13 protein-coding genes are annotated in these 24,808 nt (G+C 34.5%); 8 read left to right on the top strand and 5 right to left on the bottom strand.

All coding sequences use genetic code 11. The features are described 5' to 3' along the window. The first annotated feature begins 142 nt into the window (after nucleotides 1-142). The 5 genes from A1OE_RS03385 (at nucleotide 143) to purD (ending at nucleotide 8,243) form a co-directional block, all read left to right on the top strand. Nucleotides 143-466, top strand: a complete 324-nt coding sequence (locus tag A1OE_RS03385; RefSeq protein ID WP_044283288.1) for a hypothetical protein — start codon at nucleotides 143-145, stop codon at nucleotides 464-466. A gap of 842 nt (nucleotides 467-1,308) precedes the next feature. Beyond that, a complete protein-coding gene (locus A1OE_RS03380; protein WP_015088937.1) occupies nucleotides 1,309-2,601 on the top strand; it encodes a homoserine dehydrogenase in 1,293 nt (430 codons plus the stop codon). Between the two features lie 123 nt (nucleotides 2,602-2,724). Continuing rightward, nucleotides 2,725-3,708, top strand: coding sequence for a class II fructose-bisphosphatase (gene glpX, locus A1OE_RS03375; RefSeq protein WP_015088936.1), 984 nt, complete (start codon nucleotides 2,725-2,727; stop codon nucleotides 3,706-3,708). 47 nt (nucleotides 3,709-3,755) lie between these two features. Then, on the top strand, nucleotides 3,756-5,549 hold the full coding sequence (gene recJ, locus A1OE_RS03370; protein ID WP_015088935.1) for a single-stranded-DNA-specific exonuclease RecJ: 1,794 nt from the start codon (nucleotides 3,756-3,758) through the stop codon (nucleotides 5,547-5,549). A gap of 1,422 nt (nucleotides 5,550-6,971) precedes the next feature. Beyond that, nucleotides 6,972-8,243, top strand: coding sequence for a phosphoribosylamine--glycine ligase (purD, locus tag A1OE_RS03365; RefSeq protein ID WP_015088933.1), 1,272 nt, complete (start codon nucleotides 6,972-6,974; stop codon nucleotides 8,241-8,243). Nucleotides 8,244-9,123: 880 nt separating this feature from the next. Here the strand turns inward: purD and A1OE_RS03360 are convergent. Beyond that, a complete protein-coding gene (locus A1OE_RS03360; protein WP_015088932.1) occupies nucleotides 9,124-10,467 on the bottom strand; it encodes a glutamine synthetase family protein in 1,344 nt (447 codons plus the stop codon). A gap of 1,179 nt (nucleotides 10,468-11,646) precedes the next feature. Between A1OE_RS03360 and A1OE_RS03355 the strand changes: the two genes are divergently transcribed. Further along, nucleotides 11,647-12,903, top strand: a complete 1,257-nt coding sequence (locus tag A1OE_RS03355) for an NAD(P)/FAD-dependent oxidoreductase (RefSeq protein ID WP_015088930.1) — start codon at nucleotides 11,647-11,649, stop codon at nucleotides 12,901-12,903. A 76-nt stretch (nucleotides 12,904-12,979) separates the two neighbouring features. On the opposite strand, the gene ald is transcribed toward A1OE_RS03355, so the two are convergent. Both ald and A1OE_RS03345 read right to left on the bottom strand, forming a co-directional pair. After that, nucleotides 12,980-14,098, bottom strand: a complete 1,119-nt coding sequence (gene ald / locus A1OE_RS03350) for an alanine dehydrogenase (protein WP_015088929.1) — start codon at nucleotides 14,096-14,098, stop codon at nucleotides 12,980-12,982. Nucleotides 14,099-15,262: 1,164 nt separating this feature from the next. After that, complete coding sequence (locus A1OE_RS03345; RefSeq protein WP_015088926.1) at nucleotides 15,263-16,444, bottom strand: alanine racemase; 1,182 nt, start codon at nucleotides 16,442-16,444, stop codon at nucleotides 15,263-15,265. Between the two features lie 1,893 nt (nucleotides 16,445-18,337). On the opposite strand from A1OE_RS03345, the gene A1OE_RS03340 reads away from it, so the two are divergent. After that, nucleotides 18,338-19,687 (top strand): cytochrome P450, encoded by a 1,350-nt coding sequence (locus A1OE_RS03340; RefSeq protein WP_015088919.1) that lies wholly within the window; start codon nucleotides 18,338-18,340, stop codon nucleotides 19,685-19,687. Further along, nucleotides 19,684-20,994, top strand: a complete 1,311-nt coding sequence (locus A1OE_RS03335; RefSeq protein WP_044283287.1) for a cytochrome P450 — start codon at nucleotides 19,684-19,686, stop codon at nucleotides 20,992-20,994. Before A1OE_RS03340 ends, A1OE_RS03335 begins: the two co-directional genes overlap by 4 nt. A gap of 1,322 nt (nucleotides 20,995-22,316) precedes the next feature. Here A1OE_RS03335 and rplT read toward each other — a convergent pair. Both rplT and rpmI read right to left on the bottom strand, forming a co-directional pair. Further along, nucleotides 22,317-22,691 (bottom strand): 50S ribosomal protein L20, encoded by a 375-nt coding sequence (gene rplT / locus A1OE_RS03330; RefSeq protein ID WP_015088916.1) that lies wholly within the window; start codon nucleotides 22,689-22,691, stop codon nucleotides 22,317-22,319. An 11-nt stretch (nucleotides 22,692-22,702) separates the two neighbouring features. Beyond that, nucleotides 22,703-22,900: a 50S ribosomal protein L35 gene (gene rpmI / locus A1OE_RS03325; protein ID WP_015088915.1), complete on the bottom strand. Its 198-nt coding sequence runs from the start codon at nucleotides 22,898-22,900 to the stop codon at nucleotides 22,703-22,705. Nucleotides 22,901-24,808 lie beyond the last annotated feature (1,908 nt).

The raw sequence follows: 24,808 nt of genomic DNA, 5'->3' as shown, positions 1-24,808 counted from the left end.
AATTTTTTAATGTCTTGGTTCAGTAGGTAAAATAAGAATGTTAACAATAACTACTAAAGGTAGATTATTAATTTTAGTACGTAAAATTAATAAATATTGCCTGATTAAGCTATTATCGACTATCTACTGCTGTACTACACTAATGTTGTTAGTTAATTGCTTTTCGGTATCTTCTATAATTAATCCTGTGATTTGGTATAAATACATCACCGAAACTACAAGTATCAAAGTTGAAAGTAACGTTTTCTGGGAAAAATGCAAACAAATAACAAAACAAATTACTTTCTTTACTGAAGAATTACTAACTAATGATAAATCTTTTCCAAATTTAGCAAGCGTTCCTGGTCGACCAAAGTATTTAACTAATAAAACAGAACGCATTGCAATTCAGCAAAAATTAGCTGCAGAGCGATCTAGTGCAGAATACATTAAAGAAAAAATACAAAAATTAGCTCCTGAATCTTAAGTGCGTAAAAGGAGTTTACCTTATAAATATAACAGGCAGTGCAAAACTTGTAAAATTTTAATATAAACAAATATGGCTCAATTTTTTGAGCTTGGGATTTTTATATTGAAACAATATAACAGCAATAAAGCTGAATAATAAAACTAGACTTTTTACTTAATGCTTATTTATGCTGTTTAATTAATCATAAGTAGAATCATTGATTACTACAAAATAAGTCTTAGTAAATTATTATTTTGACATCTAATTATAGTAAATTCTTGTAATCAATCGTTAATGCTGATATTAATAAAATTAATTTGTGTACAAGATATGCCTTAATTAAAACATTATAATACAATAAAAAATTTTAAGGATTAAGGTTAATTATTCGTTTGAGTATTTCTAAATTAATAATTGCATCACAAAAGCAATCTAAAATGAGTTGATTGAGCGTTGACTTATTTATTTTAAATTCAATTTGAACGCCTATTTATTAATAATATTGAATTATTATGCGGTGATAATTTAGAATGCAATTTCTTAAACAATTTTATATCGATAAAATATTTGTTAAGTTTTTATGCTAATTTGCTTACTGTAAGCATAGGCTATTTTTACCAATTTCTTAATTTATATTTTCGTTGAAATGCTTTTAAAACTAGACGATGTAGTAGTGAAGATCATGTAAATCAAAACATTTAATGAAAAGAAAATAAAGATGGCAATTGGTTAATTTACAGGATGACTACATTGAGAAAAGATTTTATAGACAGCTGGATAGATTTTTATCATCATTACCAAAGTATTGATTTGTTAACTAATATTGATTCCTATTGGGCAATAATAACTCAGGTGAACTGATGAGCAAGACGCTACGTGTTGCTATTGCTGGTTTGGGAACGGTTGGTGCGGAAACTGTACGGTTACTAGCAAAACGAAGTAGAATAATTGCCTCACATGCCGGACGGCCAGTGATGGTAGTGGCAGTTTCTGCTAACAGCAAGAACAAGAATCGTGGGTTAGATTTAACTGGTATTGATTGGACTGACGATCCATTGACATTAGCTATTCGCGATGACGTTGATGTGGTTTGTGAACTTATCGGTGGATCCGACGGAGTAGCTAAAAATTTAGTTGAAGCAGCCATGGCTTCCGGCAAGTCAGTAGTTACAGCCAATAAGGCTATGTTAGCTCATCACGGCACTGAGTTGGCTAGTAAAGCTGAAAACGCTGGAGTGGTTTTAGCATATGAAGCAGCAGTAGCTGGTGGAATTCCAATTGTACGCACTATACGCGATGGTTTGGTAATTAACGAACTGAGCCGTGTTTATGGTATCCTTAATGGAACAAGTAATTATATTTTGACCGCTATGCATGAAACTGGTAGAGATTTTAACGAAGTCCTTGCTGAAGCACAAGAATTGGGTTATACTGAAGCTGATCCGAGCTGTGATGTTGACGGAATAGATGCAGCTTATAAGCTATCGCTGTTATCAGCACTTGCATTTGGTCATACTGTTGATTTTAAGGCAGTGCATATAGAAGGCATACGTTCCATCTCAGCTGTCGATATAGCTTATGCTAAAAAATTTGGCTACCGAATCAAGCTTTTAGGTTTTGCTGAAAAGACTAATGATGGGATACGGCAGAGAGTGCATCCTTGCATGGTTCCTAAAGACACTCTGATCGCTAAGGTAGAGGGTGTTTTCAATGCTGTTATTGCTGATGCTGATTCGGCTGGAACAACTTTGCATTATGGTCGTGGTGCTGGTGCAGATCCAACCGCTTCTGCAGTTATAAGTGATATTGTCGATATTGCTCTAGGCCGCGGTGCCCCGGTCTTTGGTTTGCCGGTTGACAAATTATTCGCTAACCAAAAAACACGACAAGAGTTAGTGCGCTGCAGATATTATGTTCGTATAGCACTTATTGACCGCCCAGGCGTTCTTGCGCATGTTAGGACGGTTATGCGTAATCAAGATGTTTCTATGGATTTATTTATACATAATGATCATAATCAGCATGAAAAAATGCTATTGGCTTTTATCATCCACGAAGCTGAAGAAAATTCATTGCGGAAGGCAATGGATGAAATCATTAATCTTAACGATGATGAAGATTTAACGGTAATAATTCGGATCGTCGATTTGTGATATTATTAATAACCCAAACCATAAGAATTTTTTATTAATTTCTTGCCAAGAATTAATTTGTTAACGCGCCGAATTTTTTTTTAATTAAAAATAAATAAACTAATAAATTAAGAGAATAAAGTAATGTTGAATAAAGGCAAAAGTTTTACTGTTAATTCCAATCTTGTTTGGGGGGCTATCAGGGTTACTGAAGAAGCCGCTTTTGCGGCTTCTTCAGTAATTGGTAAAGGTGATGAAAAAATGGCTGATCGAAAAGCTGTAGATGCCATGCGTGCTGCGCTAAACGATCTTGATATCGAAGGCAAGGTTGTAATTGGTGAAGGCGCGCGAGACAAAGCTCCTAGATTTTATACCAGTGAAAAGGTCGGCAAAGGTGGCGCCAGGATTGACATTGCACTTGATCCTCTGGAAGGAACAACTAACACCGCTAAGTATGCCCAAAATGCACTCGCGGTGATTGCCTTGTCTTCTGAGGGTGGATTTCTTAACGCTCCGGATGTTTATATGGATAAGATTGCTGTTGGCTTTAGTGTACCGAAAGGCATCATCGACCTTGATAATACTGTAGAAGAAAACCTAAAAAATTTGGCGAATAAGAAAAATGTTGCAATATCAGATATAGTTGTTTGTATCCTGGATCGACCACGCCATGCGCAGCTTATTGCGCGGGTACGCGAGACAGGAGCAAGAATTGCACTAATTTCTGATGGTGACATTTCTGCTGCTATTGCTACCGCTAGCCCAAACAGTGTAATAGATATTTACATGGGATTGGGGGGTGCTCCGGAAGGCGTTCTAGCAGCAGCTGCTATGCGCTGCATTGGTGGTCAGATACAGGGTCGTCTAATATTCCGAGATGATGTTGAGAAATCAAGAGCACACCATTGTGGTATCACTGATGTCAACAAAAAATACGATATGATGGAATTGTCTAGCGGTGAGGTAATATTTGCTGCTACTGGTGTAACTGATGGATCCATGTTGCGTGGTGTGCGGCGTTACATTGGTGGTGCAACGACCAATTCAATTATCATGCGCTCTAAAACTGGCACTGTGCGGATGGTAGAAACAACTCATGATTTTACTCGCAAATCTTTGATCATTTAATTATTCACATAACAAGTGGCAAAAAATTAAAGTAATAGGAAGAACTTGTGCCGCAATCCAATGCATTTCTAGGTGTTGAACAATCACTCACTTTACGTCGTTGGGTATTGCACGGCAACGGTAGAATAAAAAATGTGGATAAAATTGGTTGGGCAATTGCACAGCGCTTTGCTCTTCCCGAAACTGTAGGACATATTATAGCTCAGCGAGGCATTGAATTGGATGCGGTTGAGTCTTTTTTGCAACCAACCTTAAAAGCTGAACTTCCTGATCCCAAACGATTTATTGATATGGACTTTGCCGTCAATAGGTTGGTTGAAGCGGTACTTTTAGGACAGGTTATCGGGTTATTTGCGGATTATGACGTAGATGGTGCTACTTCGGCAGCTAGTATGGCCAAATACTTTCGCGCGGTTGATGCCTCAGTGGTCATTTATGTTCCTGATCGTATTAAGGAAGGTTATGGTCCAAATATGCCAGCCTTACAGAATCTAGTTATGCAAGGTGCTGCAGTAATAGTTTGCTTGGATTGTGGCATCCTCGCTACTAAAACTCTAGCTCAGGCAATGAGGGATGGGATAGATGTAATTGTTGTTGATCATCATTTAGCTGGTTCAGAGCTACCGCCAGCTATAGCAGTTGTTAATCCTAATCGGCTAGATGAAGTACCAGGATTTGGTTATTTGGCGGCATGTGGTGTTACTTTTCTGACTATAGTAGCTGTTAATCGCGCATTACGAGATAAGGGTTGGTTTACTCATCATGTTGAACCGGATCTAAGACTTATTCTTGATTTAACTGCTATGGGGACTGTTTGTGACGTTGTACCGCTTACCGGACTTAATCGGGCTTTTGTTGCTCAAGGTTTGAAGATCATGGCTAGGCGTTCAAATATAGGATTAGCAGCCTTACTGAATATTGTTGGACTCGATTCTAAGCCAACTGCTTATCATCTAGGCTTTGTTTTGGGCCCGAGAATCAATGCTGGCGGACGTATGGGTAAAGCTGATCTTGGCGCTAAATTGCTTTCTACTAATGATACCATTGAAGCTCATCAAATCGCTAAAATACTAGATTACTGTAATAATAAACGTAAAATAATTGAATCGAGATTTTTGAGAAATGCTATTGCTCAAGCGGAAAACGAGAGGAATTCACCAGTGCTTGTAGTCTCGGGAGATAGATGGCATCCTGGTGTGATTGGCATTATTGCCAGCCGCCTAAAAGATCGATTTCAACTTCCTACTTGTGTGATTAGTATTGATGATAAAGGTATTGGAAGGGGCTCTGGCCGCTCGGTGCCTGGTATAGATTTGGGAGCTGCGATTATTGCCGCTTGTCGGGTGGGATTATTAGAGAGCGGTGGTGGGCATGCTATGGCTGTAGGCTTTACTGTTGCTGCAAGTCGTATTGGTGAATTTACTGCCTTCCTGATTGAGCGTTTTGCTTTATCAAATAGTTGTTGCTTGCCTTTGATGCCTGCTGAATTATCGGTGGATGCGGTTTTAACCCCAAGCGGGGCTACGATAGACTTAGCTCGTGCGATATCACTACTTGCTCCATTTGGTATTGGTAATGTGGAGCCGCGTTTTGTAGTATCTCATGCTAAAGTTGAATCCAGTCGTATAGTTGGCAACCAACATATAAGATGTAATTTGGTTGGTTATGATTGCGCCCAAGTACAATCTATTGCTTTCCATGCTATGGATAATGCTATTGGTTCTAGCTTGTTGCAAGTGCATAAAGACCCTTTATATGTAGCAGGGTACTTAAGACTCAATAATTCTTGCGGTAATTATAAAGTTCAGCTTGTTATAGATGATGTTGCTCAGGCTGTTTAATTTGTTTTATTACTTAACTTTTTAAGTAAAAATTAGCAAAAGGTTTACTTGCTTATCCGAGAATAATAAATTCTTAGAGAGATTTATTGAATTATACAATGTATAGTTCTTGATAGTATCACTACATCTCTTTAGAGATAATAAATGTAAAAGCTTATTATATATCTTAATGTAAAATTATTTGCACTAATCTCTTTAAGTTTTATCAGCACTCGCATGCTTTCTATTTATTAATGGGTAAATTTTATAATCTTTTTGTAAATTTAGTATGATCTAGATTTTTACTGAAATTTATCCTTACGTATAAATTAATTTGGATAGTTTTTTGGTATTCTTCTTGTACAAATTGGTTTTTTGTTATTTGAATGCTGTATTAAGATTATTTTGCTTTTGATACCTATTTTATTTTATCTTTACTAAAGGTTGACTTAGACATATCAGTCATTTGTAAATTTTCTTTGCAAAAAGATCACTTAAGTTGTTCATGCAAGGATTTTCCTAATAGTATACTCTACAATGAGAGTATTTTTATTTTGATCTGTATTAGAAATTGGCTTTGTTTTTTATCGCATTGAATAGATTTTATGATTTGGTTTAGCAGAAGTTTACAGAATGATGTATTTATTTAAATTTTGTTTGAAGACAAGAACTTAATATAGTTGTTGTTATTTTTTTTAATTAAAGTAAAAACTTAAATTTTGATAGTCGATACTAAGCTTATTAAACTATTAAGTTTTATATTATTCTAATAAAATTGTTCAGTATTAATGATTAGTTTAGCCCAATAAAGCGATGTGTTTATCAATAGTGTTTTTCTTTTTACTTATCTTTGAATTAAAATTTTGACTTATTGCTGAAACTAGATTGTCGTCATTTAATTTAGCATTGTCAGATGCCGGAATATATTATATTTGATATTGAATTAACTTTAATATGCTTGTATTTAACGATCGAATTATATTCCTGTTTAGGTATTAACTACAATAGCATTGGAAAATAAACTATTGATTTTATTTATTTTGAATAATTTATCGAAAAATTTATACTTTGCTATAAAAGGCAATTATTAGTGTTTTTTTTGTAGTTGATCTGTCTATTAGCATTGATTCATAACTTTATTGCCTTAAATACTTAAATTGTTTTACTTAGTTTGGTTTAGCAATAAGAATTATTATATGCGTTAGTTATTATAATTATAATACATCTACTAAACTGTAAGCGTTTTTTTCGGTTAAATGAGCGATGGAGGCAAATTATCCTACATTATGTAGCAGAAATCCAGCAAAGCTGCTTCCTGCTTGTAGTTCTAAATGATAGATCACTAACTTAATTATCGTTTAATTATGAGAAGGAAGATCAGGTAATCATCTAGTTAGTTTAGTTAGCTGATAAATAATTAATATTAGCGGAATCAAGGTTAGTATGCGTATTTTGGTTGTTGGCTCCGGTGGGCGTGAACATGCTATATGTTGGGCTATTTCTAGTTCGCCATTGTTGACAAAATTATTTTGTGCTCCTGGTAATGCTGGCATAGAGCATGAAGCAGAGTGCATTTCTATCGCTGCTGATGACTATGATGCACTAATAGTATTTTGTATTGATAAAGCAATTGATTTCGTCGTGATTGGTCCAGAAGGTCCTTTAGTGGATGGCTTAGTTGATAAACTGGGAAACGTTGGAATTAAGAGTTTTGGTCCAACTGCTGCTGCTGCTGTGCTGGAAGGTTCTAAGGTCTTTGCTAAAGATTTTTGTATTCGTCACAACATTCCTACCGCAGCTTATGCTAGGTTTGATAAGGCAGAGACTGCCAAAGCTTACATATCTGAAAAATCATTGCCAATAGTTATTAAGACAGACGGGCTTGCCGCTGGTAAAGGTGTATTTATAGCTGAAACAATTACTCAAGCTATGGAAATAGTAGATAGGATTATGATTGATCGAGTATTTGGTGAATCTGGAAAAGAAATCATTATCGAAGAATGTATGATTGGTCAAGAGGTTAGCTTTTTTGCACTAACAGATGGCGAATTCGTATTACCAATGATAACTGCTCAGGATTACAAGAGAGTGGGCAACGGTAATACTGGACCAAATACCGGTGGCATGGGTGCATGTTCTCCAGCTCCGATTATCGATGATTTTCTAACCACAAAAATTGTTAGTGAGATTATTAATCCAACTATTGCTGGTATGGCAGCTGAAGGTCGAAGATTTCGAGGTGTACTGTATGCTGGGCTAATGATTACTGATACCGGCCCTAAGGTTATTGAATATAATGTTCGTTTTGGTGATCCAGAATGTCAAGCGTTGCTGTTGCTTTTAAAGAGTGATTTTCTTTCTGCTTTGATTGCTATAAACGATGGAAAAATTACTAATGTTCGTTTGAAGTGGAATGATGATATTGCACTTTGTGTCGTTATGGCTTCCAAAGGATATCCTGATTTCTACGAAAAGAACTCAGTAATTAATAGCATCAGTGAGATAGAAAATGATGACGTAGTCATATTTCATGCTGGAACTTCTTGGGATAGAGAAAGAAGGTTGCTAGCCACCGGTGGTCGAGTACTTGGGATAACCGCTATTGGTAAGGATATAACTCAAGCTAGAAAAAAGGTTTATTCAGCTATTAATAGAATTGATTGGCCGGAAGGTTTTAACCGTAATGATATAGCTGAGTCTGCATTGAATTTATAAAATTACCCCCATTATTTTGGTACTTAAAGTCAGATTGTTTTAATCTAATATCCATTTAATGGACAATCAATTGTATAACATTGAACAGAAGGCAAAACAAGCTGAAATAGTTCAATAAATCGTTTATTTTATATTCTACTTGATTTATAGCTGGTATTGGTTAGATTTTAAACAAAAAGAATGAAGATGATAATAATTTAACCTTCTTATTTACTATTGTAATAAGAAATTACGAATATGTTTGTTGCAAGTTTTTGCTACTGGTATAAGTGCACATTTATATTCTTCAATTATTCTTTAATACTAAACTAAACAATATTTTTGACCTCGCTATGTTTACTGTAATTTATTAAGTAAATTTGTTGAATATAGATATCTATTGTCTACAGTAGCCTAACTACTTTATCTAACCTTAATAATTAAAAATTATAATGAGTAAAAATTATAAATACGTAAAGTATACTTTTGCTTATAAAAGCTATTACAGCAATTAGAAAAATGTCTTGTCTATCGCTTTGAGCTTAAAACATGAAAGCTAGAATAAAAAATTCTTGAATTTTTTTTGTTTTAAATGTAAATTATGAATAATTGGACTTGCTGTACCGTACAACGTTTTTAAAATGGATATTTTAAAAATACTCGTTTAAATGGTCTCAATAAATGATAACCTAGCCGTGCTAGGTTTGAATTGCGCGCATGAAGTGTAGCTTACATTTTAGCCGTAGGTTTTTTTATTTTCATCATGGCCAAATATTTACTCCGATAAAGCAAGGTTGCAGTTTTGTTAAATTATTAATATCGATATAACTAAATGATTAGTTAATCTCTTTGTTTTCTATAGCAAATGAATAGGAATATTAACCGTTATTATAACAGATGATTAAACGTTAAGAAGTAAGTATTGTCGTTCCCAAGCACTAATTACTTCAAGATAATTTCTTGATTCTTGCTCTTTGATTTGAGTAAGTACTTTGATGAAACGTTGTCCAAGTATGTCGCGGAGCTGTTTTGATCGGTTTAATCGTAACAGAGCATCCTCTAAATGACGTGGTAAGCTAGCAGCTAGATTGTAAGCGCTACCATCAACTGGTTTTGAAGCCTCTTGTTGCTCTATTATTCCAAGATATCCACAAGCTAATGAAGCAGCGAAAGCCAAATATGGATTTGCGTCTGCACCTGGCACACGGTTCTCAACTCGTCTACTTTCAGGGCGGGATTCTGGTACTCTAAATCCAGTAGTTCTGTTATCAATTCCCCAATGGACATTTACCGGCGCGTCAGAATCTTGCACTAAGCGACGGTAAGAGTTGACGTAAGGCGCGAATAGAGCCATTGAAGGGGGTACATATTTTTGCATTCCTCCTATGAAGTTAAGGAAGAAATCAGAATTTTTTCCATCCTTACTAGCAAATAAGTTCTGACCGGTTTCGCTATGAACCACAGAGATATGCATATGCATTGAGCTACCTGGTTCGTATTGCATTGGTTTAGCCATAAAGGTAGCATATATCTTATGATCTAGTGCGGCTTGGCGTACCGTACGCTTAAATAAAAAAGTTTGATCAGCCAGATCCAATGCGTTGCCATGGTTAAAATTTATCTCCATTTGTGCAGCGCCGCTTTCGTGAATTAACGTATCAATATCGATTTCCTGTGCCTTGCAGTAATCATAGATTTTTTCAAAAAGTGGATCAAACTCGTTAACTGCGTCAATACCGTAAGCCTGACGTGCTATTTCTTGGCGTCCGGAACGACCGATTGGTGGCTCTAAAGGATAGTCAGGGTCTTCGTTAACTTTTACCAAAAAAAATTCTAACTCTGGAGCAACTATTGGGGTCCAACCTTTTTCAACATAAAGATCTAGTACACGGCACAGCACAGCGCGAGCTGCAATGTCAACAAAGGTACCGTCAAAATAATAAGCTTCGTGAATTATCTGTGCTGTCGGTTCAGCATACCATGGTACCATGCGAATGGTTTCAGCTATCGGTCGTAACAATACATCACTTGCGCGTGGATCAAGGTCAATTTCATCAATATAGTCACCAGTAACGGTTTGACCAAAGATTGATTCCGGCAAACGTAATCCTTGGTTACGCGTTGCGCACATGAACTTTTGGGCTGGAAGGATTTTACCTCGAGCAATGCCAGATAAGTCGGAAACTAAACATTCCACTTCCTTGATTTGATTTTCACGAATCCAGGAATCGAGATTAATTTTCATAATGAAATAGCTAAGATAAATAGTATACTATATTGATGGCTTAATGGCACTTTGCTTATTTTTTTAACCGTGGTCATTACAAATACTATACAGCATAACAAGCTTGTTTTCTATAATAAATTGCATATTTCTAGCACTGCTAAATATAATATGGTATGTAAATGAAGAGTGCTAAGTATTTGGTCCAAGAATGAGTGAGACAATTATAGCAAAAAGCTTTTTTATTTAAGGAAAGGTTGTACAAAGGCAATATTTTAAAACTTTTTATAAATTAAGAGAATGTTAATTATTAATCAGCTAATTTTAGTCTGCAAATGCTCTAAGCAAAATTATATTCGATAATTTTTAAATCTATAATTGCAGGAATTGCTTAATACTCAATTATCTTAATTTTGAATTATATAAATGTATAGACTTTATGATTTGCTCAATCTATAAGAATTTTGTGTAAATGCATCATTAGTACACTGATGGTAAAGAACTTTAATTTGCTATAATCCCTTTTAGTTCAGTCTTGGTTGACTTTAGGTAAGTAAGCAAAAGATCAATCATTACATAAATATAATTAACTTGATTAACTACAAATTAAGTTAATTAGCGCAGAATCAAGCTTATTTATCTAGCATTGTAAATAGAAAATTTTTTGTTTAGATTTTCTAATTAAATGACTAGAACCGTTACTATCGTAATTAAGTTCTACTTTGGAATTTTGTTTATAAGTAAAACCAATTTATGGATTGTTAGTCATAAATTGATAAACTTCTAACAAAGTTAGAAGTGTCGCTGTGGAATTATAAAGTTAGTTTGAGGAGATATTGCGGTTTATAAATTTATGTTTTTATCCTTAAAAAATTACTTGCGATGCTAAATTAATCAAGCCATACAATTTAAGTAACTATTAATGCTGATCTATAAGGAAAAAACATTATAATGGATGACAAATATGATTTAATAAATATCGCAATCTAGGCGTGATACAAATTATTTTTTTGCATTAGAAGATAAGTAATAACAAACAATCTTTAGACAATGATTATCTTTAGCCAAAGAAAAATTAGATCATAACGATTGTTCTATTATTACGAAATGAAACAAAAATTTATTTTTTTAAATTTAATATATTAAGAATAAAATTTTTTCTATTCCTACAACCTTTGTAATTTTGACTGGAAATTGATCATGCCTTCAATGACTTGGTATCACGATACTGCTAATATCTCCAAACGCCATAGGTTGAATGATGATTTGCATTGTGATGTATGTGTCATTGGTGGTGGTCTTACCGGTATTTCAACTGCGTTAAATTGTGCTGAACGCGGAATGGATGTCGTTTTACTTGAGTCTGAGACAATCGGCTTTGGTGCATCTGGACGTAGCGGTGGTCAAGTAGTGCAAGGCTTTGCTGCTGATATATCAGTGATTGAGCAATATGTTGGGAAGGAAAGCGGTTACACTTTCTTTCAAATGGCTCGTGAGGCGGTGGATGATCTGAAGGAACGTACTGCTCGTCATGCACCCGAAGCTGATTTACGCATGGGATACTTGCATCTCACGCTAAATAATCGGCAGTTTAAGGCTATGCAAAGTCTGTGTGCGGCATGGCACGGATGGGGATATACAGGCCCAAAAATGATTACTCGTTCGGAGGTACGTGATTGGCTGGGCTCCGATCGATATTTTGGTGGTATGATTGATCCGGAAAGTGGACAGATTCACCCATTGCGTTACCTTTTGGGTTTAGCAAAAGGAGCTGAAGAAGCTGGGGCGATTTTGTTTGAGGATAGCGCTGTGCGGAAAGTAGATGGTACTATTGTACAGACAGATTCTGGTTTGGTTAACGCAAAGTATATAGTATATTGCTGTAATGCTTACCTTGGAAAGCTAGAAAGAAAACTTTACTCTAAAATTATGCCAGTAGCATCTTTTATTTCTGTGACTGAACAGCTTTCTGCTAGTCTTGCTGCTACAATATTTCCCCGAGACGTAGCGGTCGCAGATTGCAATTTAGCACTTGATTATTTTCGATTGACTCATGACCGCCGTTTATTGTTTGGCTCGGGTGCAAGCTATTCGACTATCGTTCCGCCTGGTTTGATTGGTACAATGAAGCGTAAAATTGTTCGAATATTTCCAGAGATGGCTAACATCAGGATAGATTATCAGTGGGGCGGGTTGATTGGTATCACTATTAATCGTATTCCCGATATTGGAAGATTGTCGAATAATACTTTTTATGCTCAAGGCTTTTCTGGTCATGGCATAGTGCTAACTGGTTTTGCCGGCAAGATTATTGCTGAAGCAATAACAGCTAACGATAAAAGATTAAAATTATTTGAGAAAATTCATCATCAAACATTTCCCGGCGGATGGTTGCGAACACCAGCATTAATAGCCGGAATGAGTTGGGTAAAATTACGAGAATGGTTAAATATATAACATTTTAAAAGGAATTTAATTAGTTACAAGCAGATTGCTAATGTGCTTAATAAAAGCAAGTATAGTGTGCGATCTATTACAATTCTAATGCTTCCTCAGCTGGAGTGAAGCCAAGTCCATGAGCTTCTGCTACTGCTCTATAAGTTACTTGACGTTTGTAAATGTTTAGGCCTGCACGTAAGTGCTCATTATCGAGCATTGCTTGACGTAAGCCTTTATCGGCTAAAGCTAAAGTAAATGGTAAAGTTGCATTGTTTAACGCAAACGTAGAAGTTCGTGCTACTCCACCTGGCATGTTCGCTACGCAATAATGCACTACGTTTTCGATAATATAGGTTGGATTTGTATGGGTAGTTGGTTTTGAAGTTTCGAAACAGCCACCCTGGTCAATCGCTACGTCCACCAGTACAGAACCTCTTTTCATTTGCGATACGATCTCTCGTCTTACTAGTTTTGGTGCTGTTGAACCAGTTACTAATACAGCACCAATTACCAGGTCAGCATTCAGGACGTATTCTTCTAAAGCTTCTCTTGTGGATAAAATGGTACTTAATGTCGATCCAAATTGCATATCTAATTTATATAATTTATACAATGAAATGTCAAATATAGTAACTTTTGCTTCCAGGCCAATAGCCATACGTGCTGCGTTCTTACCAACTACTCCGCCACCAATTATGACTACATTAGCAGCTGCTACACCAGGCACACCACCAAGTAGCGTGCCACTACCGCCTTGAGCTTTTTCCAAGCAATGGGCGCCGGCATGGATTGACATTCTACCTGCTACTTCGCTCATCGGGGTTAATAAAGGTAACTGGTAATAGGGGTCAGTCACTGTTTCATAAGCAATAGCAATGCAACCGCTATTAATTAATCCTCTAGTTTGCTCAAGATCTGCTGCAAGGTGTAAGTAGGTAAACAATATTTGTCCAGGACGCAGTCTGCTGATTTCTACCGGCTGAGGCTCTTTCACTTTTATGATCATATCGGCAAAAGAAAAAACCTCCCCTGGGGTTGGTAAAATATTAGCTCCAGCCGCTTTGTAATGATCATCATTTAAACCTATGGCGTATCCAGCATGAGTTTCTACGGCTACTTCATGTCCATGCGCTACAAGTTCACTGACGCTAGAGGGCACAAGAGCAACTCGGTATTCGTGGTTTTTAATTTCCTTTGGTAAGCCAATGCGCATTTTTAAACCTCTTAGCCTCACCATATGTTTACGGTAATCCAGTATAGACTAGGCTTCGATTACTGCGTTTAGTCAGTTACTAATATTTAAATAATTTCGATACTAAATAAACACAATAAAATTTAGGATAAAATATATTAAAAATTATTCTAGGAGAATATCCGTTCAATAAGGAAGCAATCACTAAAGTTATTGCTTCCTTATTGAAGCTATGGCATTGTACGTGGTTAAAATTCTATCAATTAGTTGGATAAATTCTTTTTTAATAATAAGAAGTTAGCAGTAAAAATAAAAATTTTTTACTTACAGATGGTGCCTTTATTCAACCTAAAAAAGTTAAGACTTTTTTACTTAAGTGTGTATTTATTAGTTATGCTGTTTTAACTATGTTAACCTTTAACTCAAATTACACAATAATATTTTAATAAGAGCATTTTTATTTATCTTTTTAGAAAATACAATTTAAAATTTAATGCATTTATCATTGAAGCAATCCCTCAGACTTGGACTATAATCTACAAAGCCTTAAAGCAAAACAATAAAAAGCAATCTAACTTATAGACTAAATGAAAAAAAATAAATTACTTTATTAAAAAGTCTGTATATTGTTTTTATCTAAATTATAGATCATCTCCTTTATTAATTTGACTTAGTATTATCAAGAAAGAGATTTATTGCTCATCACTACTTGAGTAGTAGTGACGCTAACAAAAATTAGTATATAATAAATTAGATTGCCTAAATATTGGTATCTTGCTCGCGAATTAATAATAAATAAAACGTTAGTTTTCTGATTAGGGGATTATAGTTAAACTTTAATGCAAAAAATCTGCTAACAATTCCTAGCAAAGAGGTTTGTACTTAATGGACAGCATAATTTTATCTGACTTATTCTAAGCTTATTTGATCAACAATTCATTTACATACAGCTCTAAGAACAGGATTTGCCAAATTGTCGACTATAACGAAATTTATTTTATACTAAAAACAACTAGATACAAAATTAATTATCAAGTAACTAATTTAAAGAGTTTATCAATTTTAATGTTGTATTTATACAACAAGACATATTCTGATAAAAACTAATAGCAATTTCGCACTGTTATATAGCTGGATCAGCCTATTAATATTCAAGGCTAAAAATAGTTGTTATGAACAAGCAAATCACCCAGTACACGGTGGTTCATCAGAAAGTTCGACTTGTACATTGGCAAAGAACCCGTTAAATTTTGTAGCTAAAGCCGCTCCATAAGCACCAATTTGTCCAACTTCAATCCAATCTCCTTCCCTGACATCAGACGGTAAGCGAAATGGTGTAGGCAGAAAGTCGTTCCCATCGCAAGTTGGGCCAAATATAGTAAAGTCTTGAAGCGCTGTATTATTTGTTCTACAAATCTCATTCTTTGCGCGAATCAATCTAACCGGTAAACGAATTCTTGCCCAATATGGTTCTGATAAATTTCCATAAAGCCCGTCGTTTAAATATAGTCTATTACCTTTGCGCAAGTATACTTGGCAAAGCATAGAACATCCATCAGCGACTAGCGCACGACCTGGCTCGCATAGCAGTGCTACATTTTCATCTATCCCTGTTTCACGTCTTCCTTCAACGATTTCCTTGACGAAATCTTCTAGGGGTGGCACAGACTGACCTGCGTAGGCAACAGGGAAACCGCTACCGACATCGATCTCGCGTACTTCAGCTTTTGTACCACGCCAAACATCAGAGATCACAGCGAATGCGGTTCGAAAAGCGCGTGGATTTATGCATTGAGAGCCAATATGAAAGGCGATGCCAGCTTGCATTCCTTCCTTTGCTACTCGATCAAGTATCTCAATTGCCTCAGCCTGAGTAGCGCCGAATTTAACAGAAAGTTCAAAAGTAGCTTTGCTGCTTGGCGTAGCAACTCGCACAAATATCTTTAGGTCTCTTCGTTTAGCGACCTGTAATACTTTTTCTAACTCAGCCATAGAATCGACGCAATAAGTCGAGACGTCATAAACTTGATCAGCTGCTAGTATAGATGCTCGGCTTTTCACTGGATGCATAAATAAAGCATCGGCATCTGGCAATTGCTTGCGTACAGCAGCGATTTCAGTTAGCGAGGCAGTATCAAAAGCAGTAACCCCGGCTTCTGATAACCAAGATAACATCCTTGGCTCAATATTACACTTTACAGCATAGACCACTTTACCAGGAAAAGTTTCAATGAAATGTTGTACTACAGCTCTTATCTTGTGTGGTCTAAAGCAATAAACTGGATAGCTTGGCTTTAAAGTTGTTACTAAAGCAGCAGCGTCGCTAAAACGAATGCTATCAATTGCAGTAGCTTGATCATCGAGCATTTTAGCATCCTAATTTAATAACAATTAATATTAGACAGCATGTACAAAAAAAACAACATTCATTATATCGGCGTATAAATTACGCTAATAATAATTTTGTAATTATACAACTGTTTAAACATCAATTAATATAATAATTATTATTAATTAAATTGTTTGCATTTATTAAATTTAGTTATTTAAATAATAAACACATTAGGTGCCTAAATAATGTGTATACAAATCTGCCAGGTTATGTTGCCCATTCTCTGTATTGTAGCATAAGCTGAGTTAATACTGTTGACTGTATATTGGATGTAATGTGAGACTTGCTAAATATATAGTATTATAGATTGCAAGTAACGATATGTGTAGGATAGATGCCGCTTCATTAAGAAAACTATAAGGGCGTTGGTCATAACGCAGCATACTATAAACTAGTGCTTGGGTAGTATAAATGCATTAAACGCTCAATAAATTGCTTATACAAACTTATGCCAAATTCAGGTATATTTTATAAAAAGCAAAGTTTGCAGCAGCTCTATTATCCATTGCCGATAGATGGGAACTTATGATTAATAAACTACAAGTTAATTTAATAATTGAGCGTAGATTTTATCTAGCTTCTAAGAAGCAAAAATTTGTTAAATTTATATAGTCGCTTTATAGTATTTATCGTGAATCACTAAAGAAATTTTCTTCCTTATATTTGTGAGTTTTTTATAAATTAATAAATGCAATAATTCTTTGGCGTCTAAGATGAAATTTGTTTTTTCATCTAAAAAACTTATTTTTTACAGCCATTATCGTTTAAAGAAATTTTGTTTAATAATTACAACATGCCGTGCTCAGTTACCTAGCTTAAGCAAGTTATTTTTCTGTCTGGTTCTGCTAGAGAATTTCTAGTTTTGTCTTTGCTTTCTAATACATTGTAGTGTATAATTCATATCGAATAGTATTCTACTACATTAAGGATTGTAACTGGTTAATAAGAAACTTAAAGTGTAATTGCTATAAGTAAAGAAATTTATTAAACATTTAAAGTTTAGTATGTTTATAATTAGTTTGTTAGATTGCTAAGTTATTTTGTGCAATGCATTCCAGTAATAGCTAATCTTGAAAGCGGAGTAGGTTTGGCGATAAGGCGATAAATTTTTTATCTAAACTATTCTTCCCGTGTGAAGATCAATTAAAGTAAAGCATTAACAGTGAAAAATACTAACATCAAATATCTAGAAGATACTATTTACTGCTTGCCATTAGTAAAGTTAAATTCATATTTATTAATAATAATATTTAACTTTTGGTTATTTTTGTTTTAACAAAATTAGAACTGCTGAGACTGTTGAGTGAATTCTTTACGAGCATGTCTTACATTGATTTATTTATATTTGTTAGACTAATTGATTGTAATAGGGAAAAGACATCTTTTAGTTTCTAACTAAGTGGAAGCTTTGATCGCAGTTTATTGTGCATATTGAATATTGCCAATTTATATTGTGAGCGTTATCTAGGAAAGTGTGGTTTAGTTTTATTTTCATGAGAATTTAACTTTGATGTTGACTTGCTAAATTTGTAAAATCTTCAGGAAAGGGCAGCAATTTTATTTTGAGATTAAGGCAAGTGGGGTTTACTATTGCTACACCAGTTATTGCTTTATTTTTTACGAATTAATGCTTTCCAAATTGCATTTAGTGATATGTACAATTATTATTCATCAAGTTTGAGAAAGAATTATATTTAGGAAGTTAATGATTAAGAGTATATCAAATGACTGACTATAAATTTTGGTATAATTTCTCTCAGAGTAGAGAATTTATAAAATTCTATTGTAGCCGGGTCGATACGGCATTAGGAATACTAAATCAACGGTTTCTTACTAACTAGTATCCTCGCATTGAGAGAAGACAAAAGATGACAATAAATGCCACTGACTTTGCTCCTCACATGAAGTTGCCTCCAGGACCACGCTTTTCACTGTTCAGCAAAATCGGCTATTTGCGTGATCCGATAAATTTATTCTCACAAATGAAGGATAAGTATGGTGATCCTTTTTGTGTTACAACCTCTGCAAAAACTGTCTTCACTGCTGATCCAGTAGGAGTAAAACAGATATTTACATCTCCAACCGATTGCTTCTTACCGCTTCAAGTTGAAGCGCAAAAACAGGTTCTCGGTAAGGCATTTACCGGCCATTCTGGCGCGGAACATCGCCGTCAGCGTGCTCTGCTTGCACCTGGTTTGCGTGCTGAAGCTTTACAGCGATTAGCTGGACAGATGGTCAATGCAGCTCGGTTGCGTATAGAAACTTGGCATGTTGGCCAATCACTGGATTTAGTCGAAGAAGGCATGGCTATTGCCCTCGAGATAATTATTCGAGCACTGTTTAGTGTTCATGATCGGGCTGGAATTGAAAAGCGTAAGAAAGCTGTAAGAGCATTCTCCGAGCAATTAAGCAATAAGCTATTTTTAGTTACATCAATGATGGGTTTATTACATCCAGCAGTGCCTTCTCAAGGTAAGTTTATTCGAGTGCGTCAGCAGTTTCAAGACTTATTGCTGCAAACTATTGCCGATATTCGTGCTGATCCTAGCAAGCATGAAGGATTACTAGCTCACATGGTATTAGCTAAACGAGATGACGGTTCTCCTGCGTTTGGCGACATAGAGATGGCCGATAATATGATTACAATGCTAATTGCTGGTCATGAAACTTCAGCACTTAGTTTTGGCTGGGCATTACAGGCAGTATTGGGAACTCCAGATGTGTATAATCGATTGATGTCGGAATTGGCTGATGTTGATTTGGAAGTAAATCCAAATGCAGTTCATAATTTGCCGTATATGAACGCAGTGATTAAGGAAGTTTTGCGATTCTGGACTCCGGTACCAGATGTTTTGCGTTTGGTAGCTAAGCCTATTAAGTTGATGGGCTATACTATCCCAGAAGGAACACAGGTTTGTGCTTGTGTCTGGCTAACACATTTTGATCCTGATCTTTATGAAAATCCTTGGGATTTTAATCCAAGCCGCTTTTTGGATAGGAGATACACTGCTTTTGAGTACTATCCATTTGGCGGTGGTGAGAGGGTGTGTGTCGGTAATACATTTGCCCCGATGGAACTCAAGGTACTACTCGCGACAATACTGAAAACCTGTCGTGTTGAATTACAAGATACTAAATTTCCAATGTTACTGCGTACTGGCTTTTTGCTTGGACCTAAAACCCCATTACGTGCAACTTATCAAGGGAAGTTACTGTGACAACTACTCTTCCACCTGGACCAAGTGGACTAATTGGACCGATGATGAAATTTGCTGCCGATCCAGTTGGTGCTCATCGAGCCTTTGCTGCACGTTATGGTGATCCATTTACTCTCCGCTTACCTGGCATGCGCATGATGGTGATCGGGGATGCAAATTCTATTATCCAGGTTTTGGCCTTGCCAATTGATGCATTTAGCGTATTGGATGTTGGTATCGAAGTGATGGGGGTTTATAGTTTAGTGCGACTAAATGGTGCGGCCCATTCCGCGGCTAGAAAGCAGGTAGCACCGTTGGTTATGAATCCTTTACGCCAAAACAATGGTGTTATTATTCAAGATATTGCTAGACGTGTTTATGCCAAGTCTAGCGGACGGCGCGTATTGATGATTGAAGTAGCCAAGCAGCTTACCCTTCATGTAATCTTACGCAGCGCTATTGGTTTTTTACCAGAGCAAGAAGAGGCTCGTTTTGCTGTAGCCTATGCCGCTTTGCAATCAAAAGCCAGCTTCATGCTTCATTTTTTACCAATTTTACAGGTAGATCTTGGTCCTTGGTCTCCTTGGGGACGATTGAAAAGAGCACGAGCTACTGTAGATCATATTATATCAAAATCAATAGATAATGCTACTTTTCGAACTGAAGATGATACTCATCCTTTTGTAGATATTGCGCGCGCAGCAAAGGAATCTACAGATGCAGCTTTGGGAGTAGATGGTTTGCGTGACCAACTATTTACTCTTTTATCTGCTGGACACGCTTCTACTGCCCAAGCATTAACTTGGGCAGTTTGGCATGTTTATGCTGATTCTGAAATTCTTGCTCGACTTAGGGATGAGCTTGCTTCGGTGCGATCAGATCCTGATAGAATAGTTCGTCTTGATTATTTAGACGCGGTTTGTCGAGAAGTATTGCGATTGCGACCAATTGGGCCAGTGATTGGACGTAAGTTAGCAAAACCATTGCATCTTGCTGGACGTATGTTACCTGAGGGTACAGTTATTGGCCTTTCAGTGCCTCTTGCTCATAGTAATCTGACAACTTTCCCTGAACCTGATATATTTCGACCCGAGCGATACCTGGGTGATAATAAAGCTGCTAAGTCAAGATCAATTCCATTTGGGGGAGGAGTGCGACATTGTCTTGGTGCAAATTTAGGTTTGACTGAAATGAAACTTGCATTAGCAATTTTAGTGGAAGGGTACGATGTTTTGCTAAGTGAGGGCACACGCCCACCTAAACACAAACTAATTGATGCGGTTGCTGGCCCAGCTAGCGGTGTACCTTTAGTTATGACTGCTCGTTGAGTAGATAATTAAGTTAGATAACTATAAATTAATTTTCTCTGCCATTAAGGAAATTAATAACTTAAAAAAGATTAGTTTTTTATTTAACCGAGGAAGTAGTAATATTATATTTAACTTGTTTAAAGTCTAGAAAAAACTTAGATAGATAAAAAATTGTTGTTTATTTTTAGATTATTTGTCTTACATTAGCATTTTAATAGTATTTTTGGTATTAAAATAATTCTTTTATCTATCTTCAGCTGGAAGCTGACTCATTAGGTATACTTTTATATTAGTAATTTTGCTAATAAAGTTAGATGATCTTCTGTAGTCCTTTTGTTAAGCTATTATGTCTTTGTTGGCGAACTAATTAAATTTAATTGAGAACTTTACCGATTAAACAAAGCTTGTAAAGCTGATCTTTTTAATTTTTTTTAAAATTAACTATGTTGTTTTAGTTTGTTAGTTAATTAATCCTTATCCTAGTAAGAGCTAATTTCTTGTAATGCTTCGTAGATAAAAAGACCATAAAGCTAGGTATTTTTATGCCTACTAATTATAGTTTTGATTAATACTTGTTGCTGTTAGAGCCAGTAATGTATTGTTTACTATTGCTTATTTAGCAAATTACTATAAACAATTTAGTTTATAGTAATTTAATGTGTATTAACAATACATTTTTTCAATTACCTTATTGATTTTAAAATACTAGTGATAATTTTAGACTGGCTGTTAAGTAAGTTAAATTTTTATATATAAAGTAAAATAAATTATGAAAAAATTTAACTTACTATTTTATTTGATTAGAGTGCATGATAATTATTAATTTTCTCATGTATATCCATTTTAGAAGTAAATAATTTAATCTGAATATATTAAATTATTTACTGTATTTTTTATAAGCATGATTTTTATGTAAAAGTTGTAGCATCAATTGTTCCTAAGCTTGCTCTGATTTAGTTAAAAGTAAATTATCAATAGTTAGATTAGATTTTTTACACCAGGATTACTATAGTATTTATTCATAATCTAAAGATAATCAGTTAAATTATTAACAAGGTTATATTTTTGCTTTTTAAATTACTGAAGATAAATTGAAATAATTTCTTCCCTCAGAAGCAAATTTTTATCTAAAAATTTGCTTCTGAGGGAATATAACAAAGAATGATAAATATGTTTTACAACAAACTACCTTAGATAATTAATCAGTTAAAAGCCATTTTAGCTTATGATTATTCTGGCTTAATTTTAATCTGTGAGCATATAATAAAATATTATTTTGGTACCTTTTTTTTAAGTTGATACATAGAACGCATAAATTTAAGATAACTAGCTTATTGTATTTATAAGCTAGTTTCATTAAGGCTTAACGCGTTTTCAGCATTTTTTATAATATTTTTAAATATAGTAGGGTTATGAATTGCTAAATCCGCAAGAATCTTACGATCTAGCTCAATGCGCGCAAGCCTAATGCCATTCATAAAACGCGAATAAGTTATGCCGTGTTGGCGTACACCAGCATTAATGCGTTGTATCCATAGTGCTCGAAAATTGCGTTTACGTGTACGTCGGTCCCGATAAGCGTATTGCCGACTCTTCTCAACTGCTTGAACAGCAATTCGGAATACATTTTTACGACGGCCGTAGTATCCCTTAGCTGCATTTAGTATTTTTTTGTGCCGTGCGTGTGTAGTAGTACCGCGCTTAATTTTTGCCATCTATTTGCTCCTCAGCAGTAAGGCATAAATCTCTTAATAATTTTTTGATCTGATTCTGATAATAGAAACGTTCCGCTAGCTTGTCGCTTCATTTTTTGGGAACGTCTGCGCAACATATGACGCTTGTATGCCCCATTGCCTTTAATATTTCCCGACTTAGTTACACGAAAGCGGCGTTTTATGCTGCTTTTTGTTTTCATTTTTGGCATTTTATGATTCCTTAAGTCAAACCATAATTCGATACGGAGCTATTCAAATCTTTTGTATGCTATAAATTATTATACCTAATTTATTAATTATTTCATATCTATAGAATATTCAGTCATCAACGTATGAACATAGTAGGATTATTGCATATGTATAGAAGATTTCATGCAAAGTATTTTGAGTAATATTGCCTATTGTAAACTAGGCTTTTGTTTTTTACATAGTTAAATTGAGGAGTAATATAGTAAAAATTATTTAGGATAGGTTAATTAGCTTTTAGCTCATTAACCATTTGCTTTTGTTGTGCATAATTGTAAATCTTTATAAGGATACTGATTGTTTAGCTTGTTAATGTATCAAGAAAAACAATAGGATGATTGCGATAGCGGTAGCCTATTGTTTGGGAAGGGATTGGTATATTCTAGTGTATATTACTTGACTAGAAAGTAATATACACTAATTAATAATTATAATTCTAAGATTATCCTATTCTATCCATAATTGATATATTAATTCTTCATTAATTGTAGACAATTATTGTTTTCGCTTTAGGAAGATGCTGTTATCGTGGCAGTTTAAGGAGTTTTAGTTAAACCTTTTGCTAAAGCAATAATTTTAGTTTAATTTCTCAGTAACGAAGTATCCTATAGTGTAAATTTTATCTACTATAAGTATGATGCAGCATTTTATTAGATATTGGTATATTCATTGCATTAAAATGTTAAATCTTTTTATCATTAAAAAATAGTGACTTATTTTTCTGCTTTGTAGGGCAAAGCAATATTATTATTTCAATAAATACGATAATATTGTTATTAGCAGAAATTGATCAAATTAAACTTTACCCGGATCATTACATATTATGTATAGCTAGCTTAAGATTTTTTTACTATAGTCTTTCTAAGAAATTTTTTATGAATAAAACTTTTTCTAGATAAAACTGATCTTTATGTATTAATTTGTAGACATCAAATTTTTACATTGTTAATTATGTTATTTAAAATTCTCCTTAATATCTAAGATATTATAACTGCAAATAAAAATACATTTTTCTTAAAGGTTAAATATTTGTAGCCACGTGCAATAAGATCTAAGTACCTGATGGTAGATAAATTTTAATGAGTTTAAATAAACCAACATTTTTATAAACTGTACTGTATGGAAATATCCCCTGAACTAAGAGATAAACTTGTTGTCTTGGGATTTTGAAAGAAGGCCATCTTTCATAACAACATCAATACCAAAAAAATTAATTTTTTAAAATTAAAGATGTAAATGTTTAATAAACTAAAAATTGCTCAGATAAATTAATATCAAATAAATATTTTAACCATCAAATTACGTAATAGATAATAGCAAATCTAGCTAATATTTTTCACTATTTTGTTTTGTTGCATTAATATATAAATACATTGGTAAATTAGAGCTAATTTTTATCGATTACAGATTATTGCTTTTTACTCCGCTATGTATGTTTTTGCATTAATTTATTGCTAATGAAATCTTTTAATTTTTTTTGGTTACTATTTGTAGCTAATAACGGTACTTTAAGTAAGTAACCTTTTTTATAAAGCTTAGTTTAGTGTTTGTTTAATGGTTAGTAATCGACGAGCAAAAGCAAACTAAGACCTATACCTATACAGCTTTTTAAGATTAGCTATTAATTTTTGTATTAAAGCGTTAAATGTACTTCTTTTGAAGTAAATTCAAGATTTTTAGAAATATATAATGATAAGCTAAAACTTAGCTGAATCTTCTACTTTTTTAGTAAAGAAAATTCTTGGAGATGCAAATTTTTTTTGCATAACGTTTTTAACAAAAACTTATTTATTAAAGTTTGTCCATATTAATACGATTATTCCTGTTTGATAAATTTAACTGCGACTTTAGTGTGAGAGAAAAATCACTCT

The sequence above is a fragment of the Candidatus Endolissoclinum faulkneri L2 genome, assembly GCF_000319385.1.
GTDB lineage: Bacteria > Pseudomonadota > Alphaproteobacteria > Thalassobaculales > Thalassobaculaceae > Thalassobaculum > Thalassobaculum faulkneri.
Note: the sequence above shows the minus strand (reverse complement) of the source record. Positions and strands in the feature narration are given on the sequence as shown.

Coding starts and splice junctions, on each gene's coding strand:
- A1OE_RS03385 (WP_044283288.1), top strand. CDS start 143: ATGTTGTTAGTTAATTGCTTTTCGGTATCTTCTATAATTAATCCTGTG.
- A1OE_RS03380 (WP_015088937.1), top strand. CDS start 1,309: ATGAGCAAGACGCTACGTGTTGCTATTGCTGGTTTGGGAACGGTTGGT.
- glpX (WP_015088936.1), top strand. CDS start 2,725: ATGTTGAATAAAGGCAAAAGTTTTACTGTTAATTCCAATCTTGTTTGG.
- purD (WP_015088933.1), top strand. CDS start 6,972: ATGCGTATTTTGGTTGTTGGCTCCGGTGGGCGTGAACATGCTATATGT.
- A1OE_RS03360 (WP_015088932.1), bottom strand. CDS start 10,467: ATGAAAATTAATCTCGATTCCTGGATTCGTGAAAATCAAATCAAGGAA.
- A1OE_RS03355 (WP_015088930.1), top strand. CDS start 11,647: ATGCCTTCAATGACTTGGTATCACGATACTGCTAATATCTCCAAACGC.
- ald (WP_015088929.1), bottom strand. CDS start 14,098: ATGCGCATTGGCTTACCAAAGGAAATTAAAAACCACGAATACCGAGTT.
- A1OE_RS03345 (WP_015088926.1), bottom strand. CDS start 16,444: ATGCTCGATGATCAAGCTACTGCAATTGATAGCATTCGTTTTAGCGAC.
- A1OE_RS03340 (WP_015088919.1), top strand. CDS start 18,338: ATGACAATAAATGCCACTGACTTTGCTCCTCACATGAAGTTGCCTCCA.
- rplT (WP_015088916.1), bottom strand. CDS start 22,691: ATGGCAAAAATTAAGCGCGGTACTACTACACACGCACGGCACAAAAAA.
- rpmI (WP_015088915.1), bottom strand. CDS start 22,900: ATGCCAAAAATGAAAACAAAAAGCAGCATAAAACGCCGCTTTCGTGTA.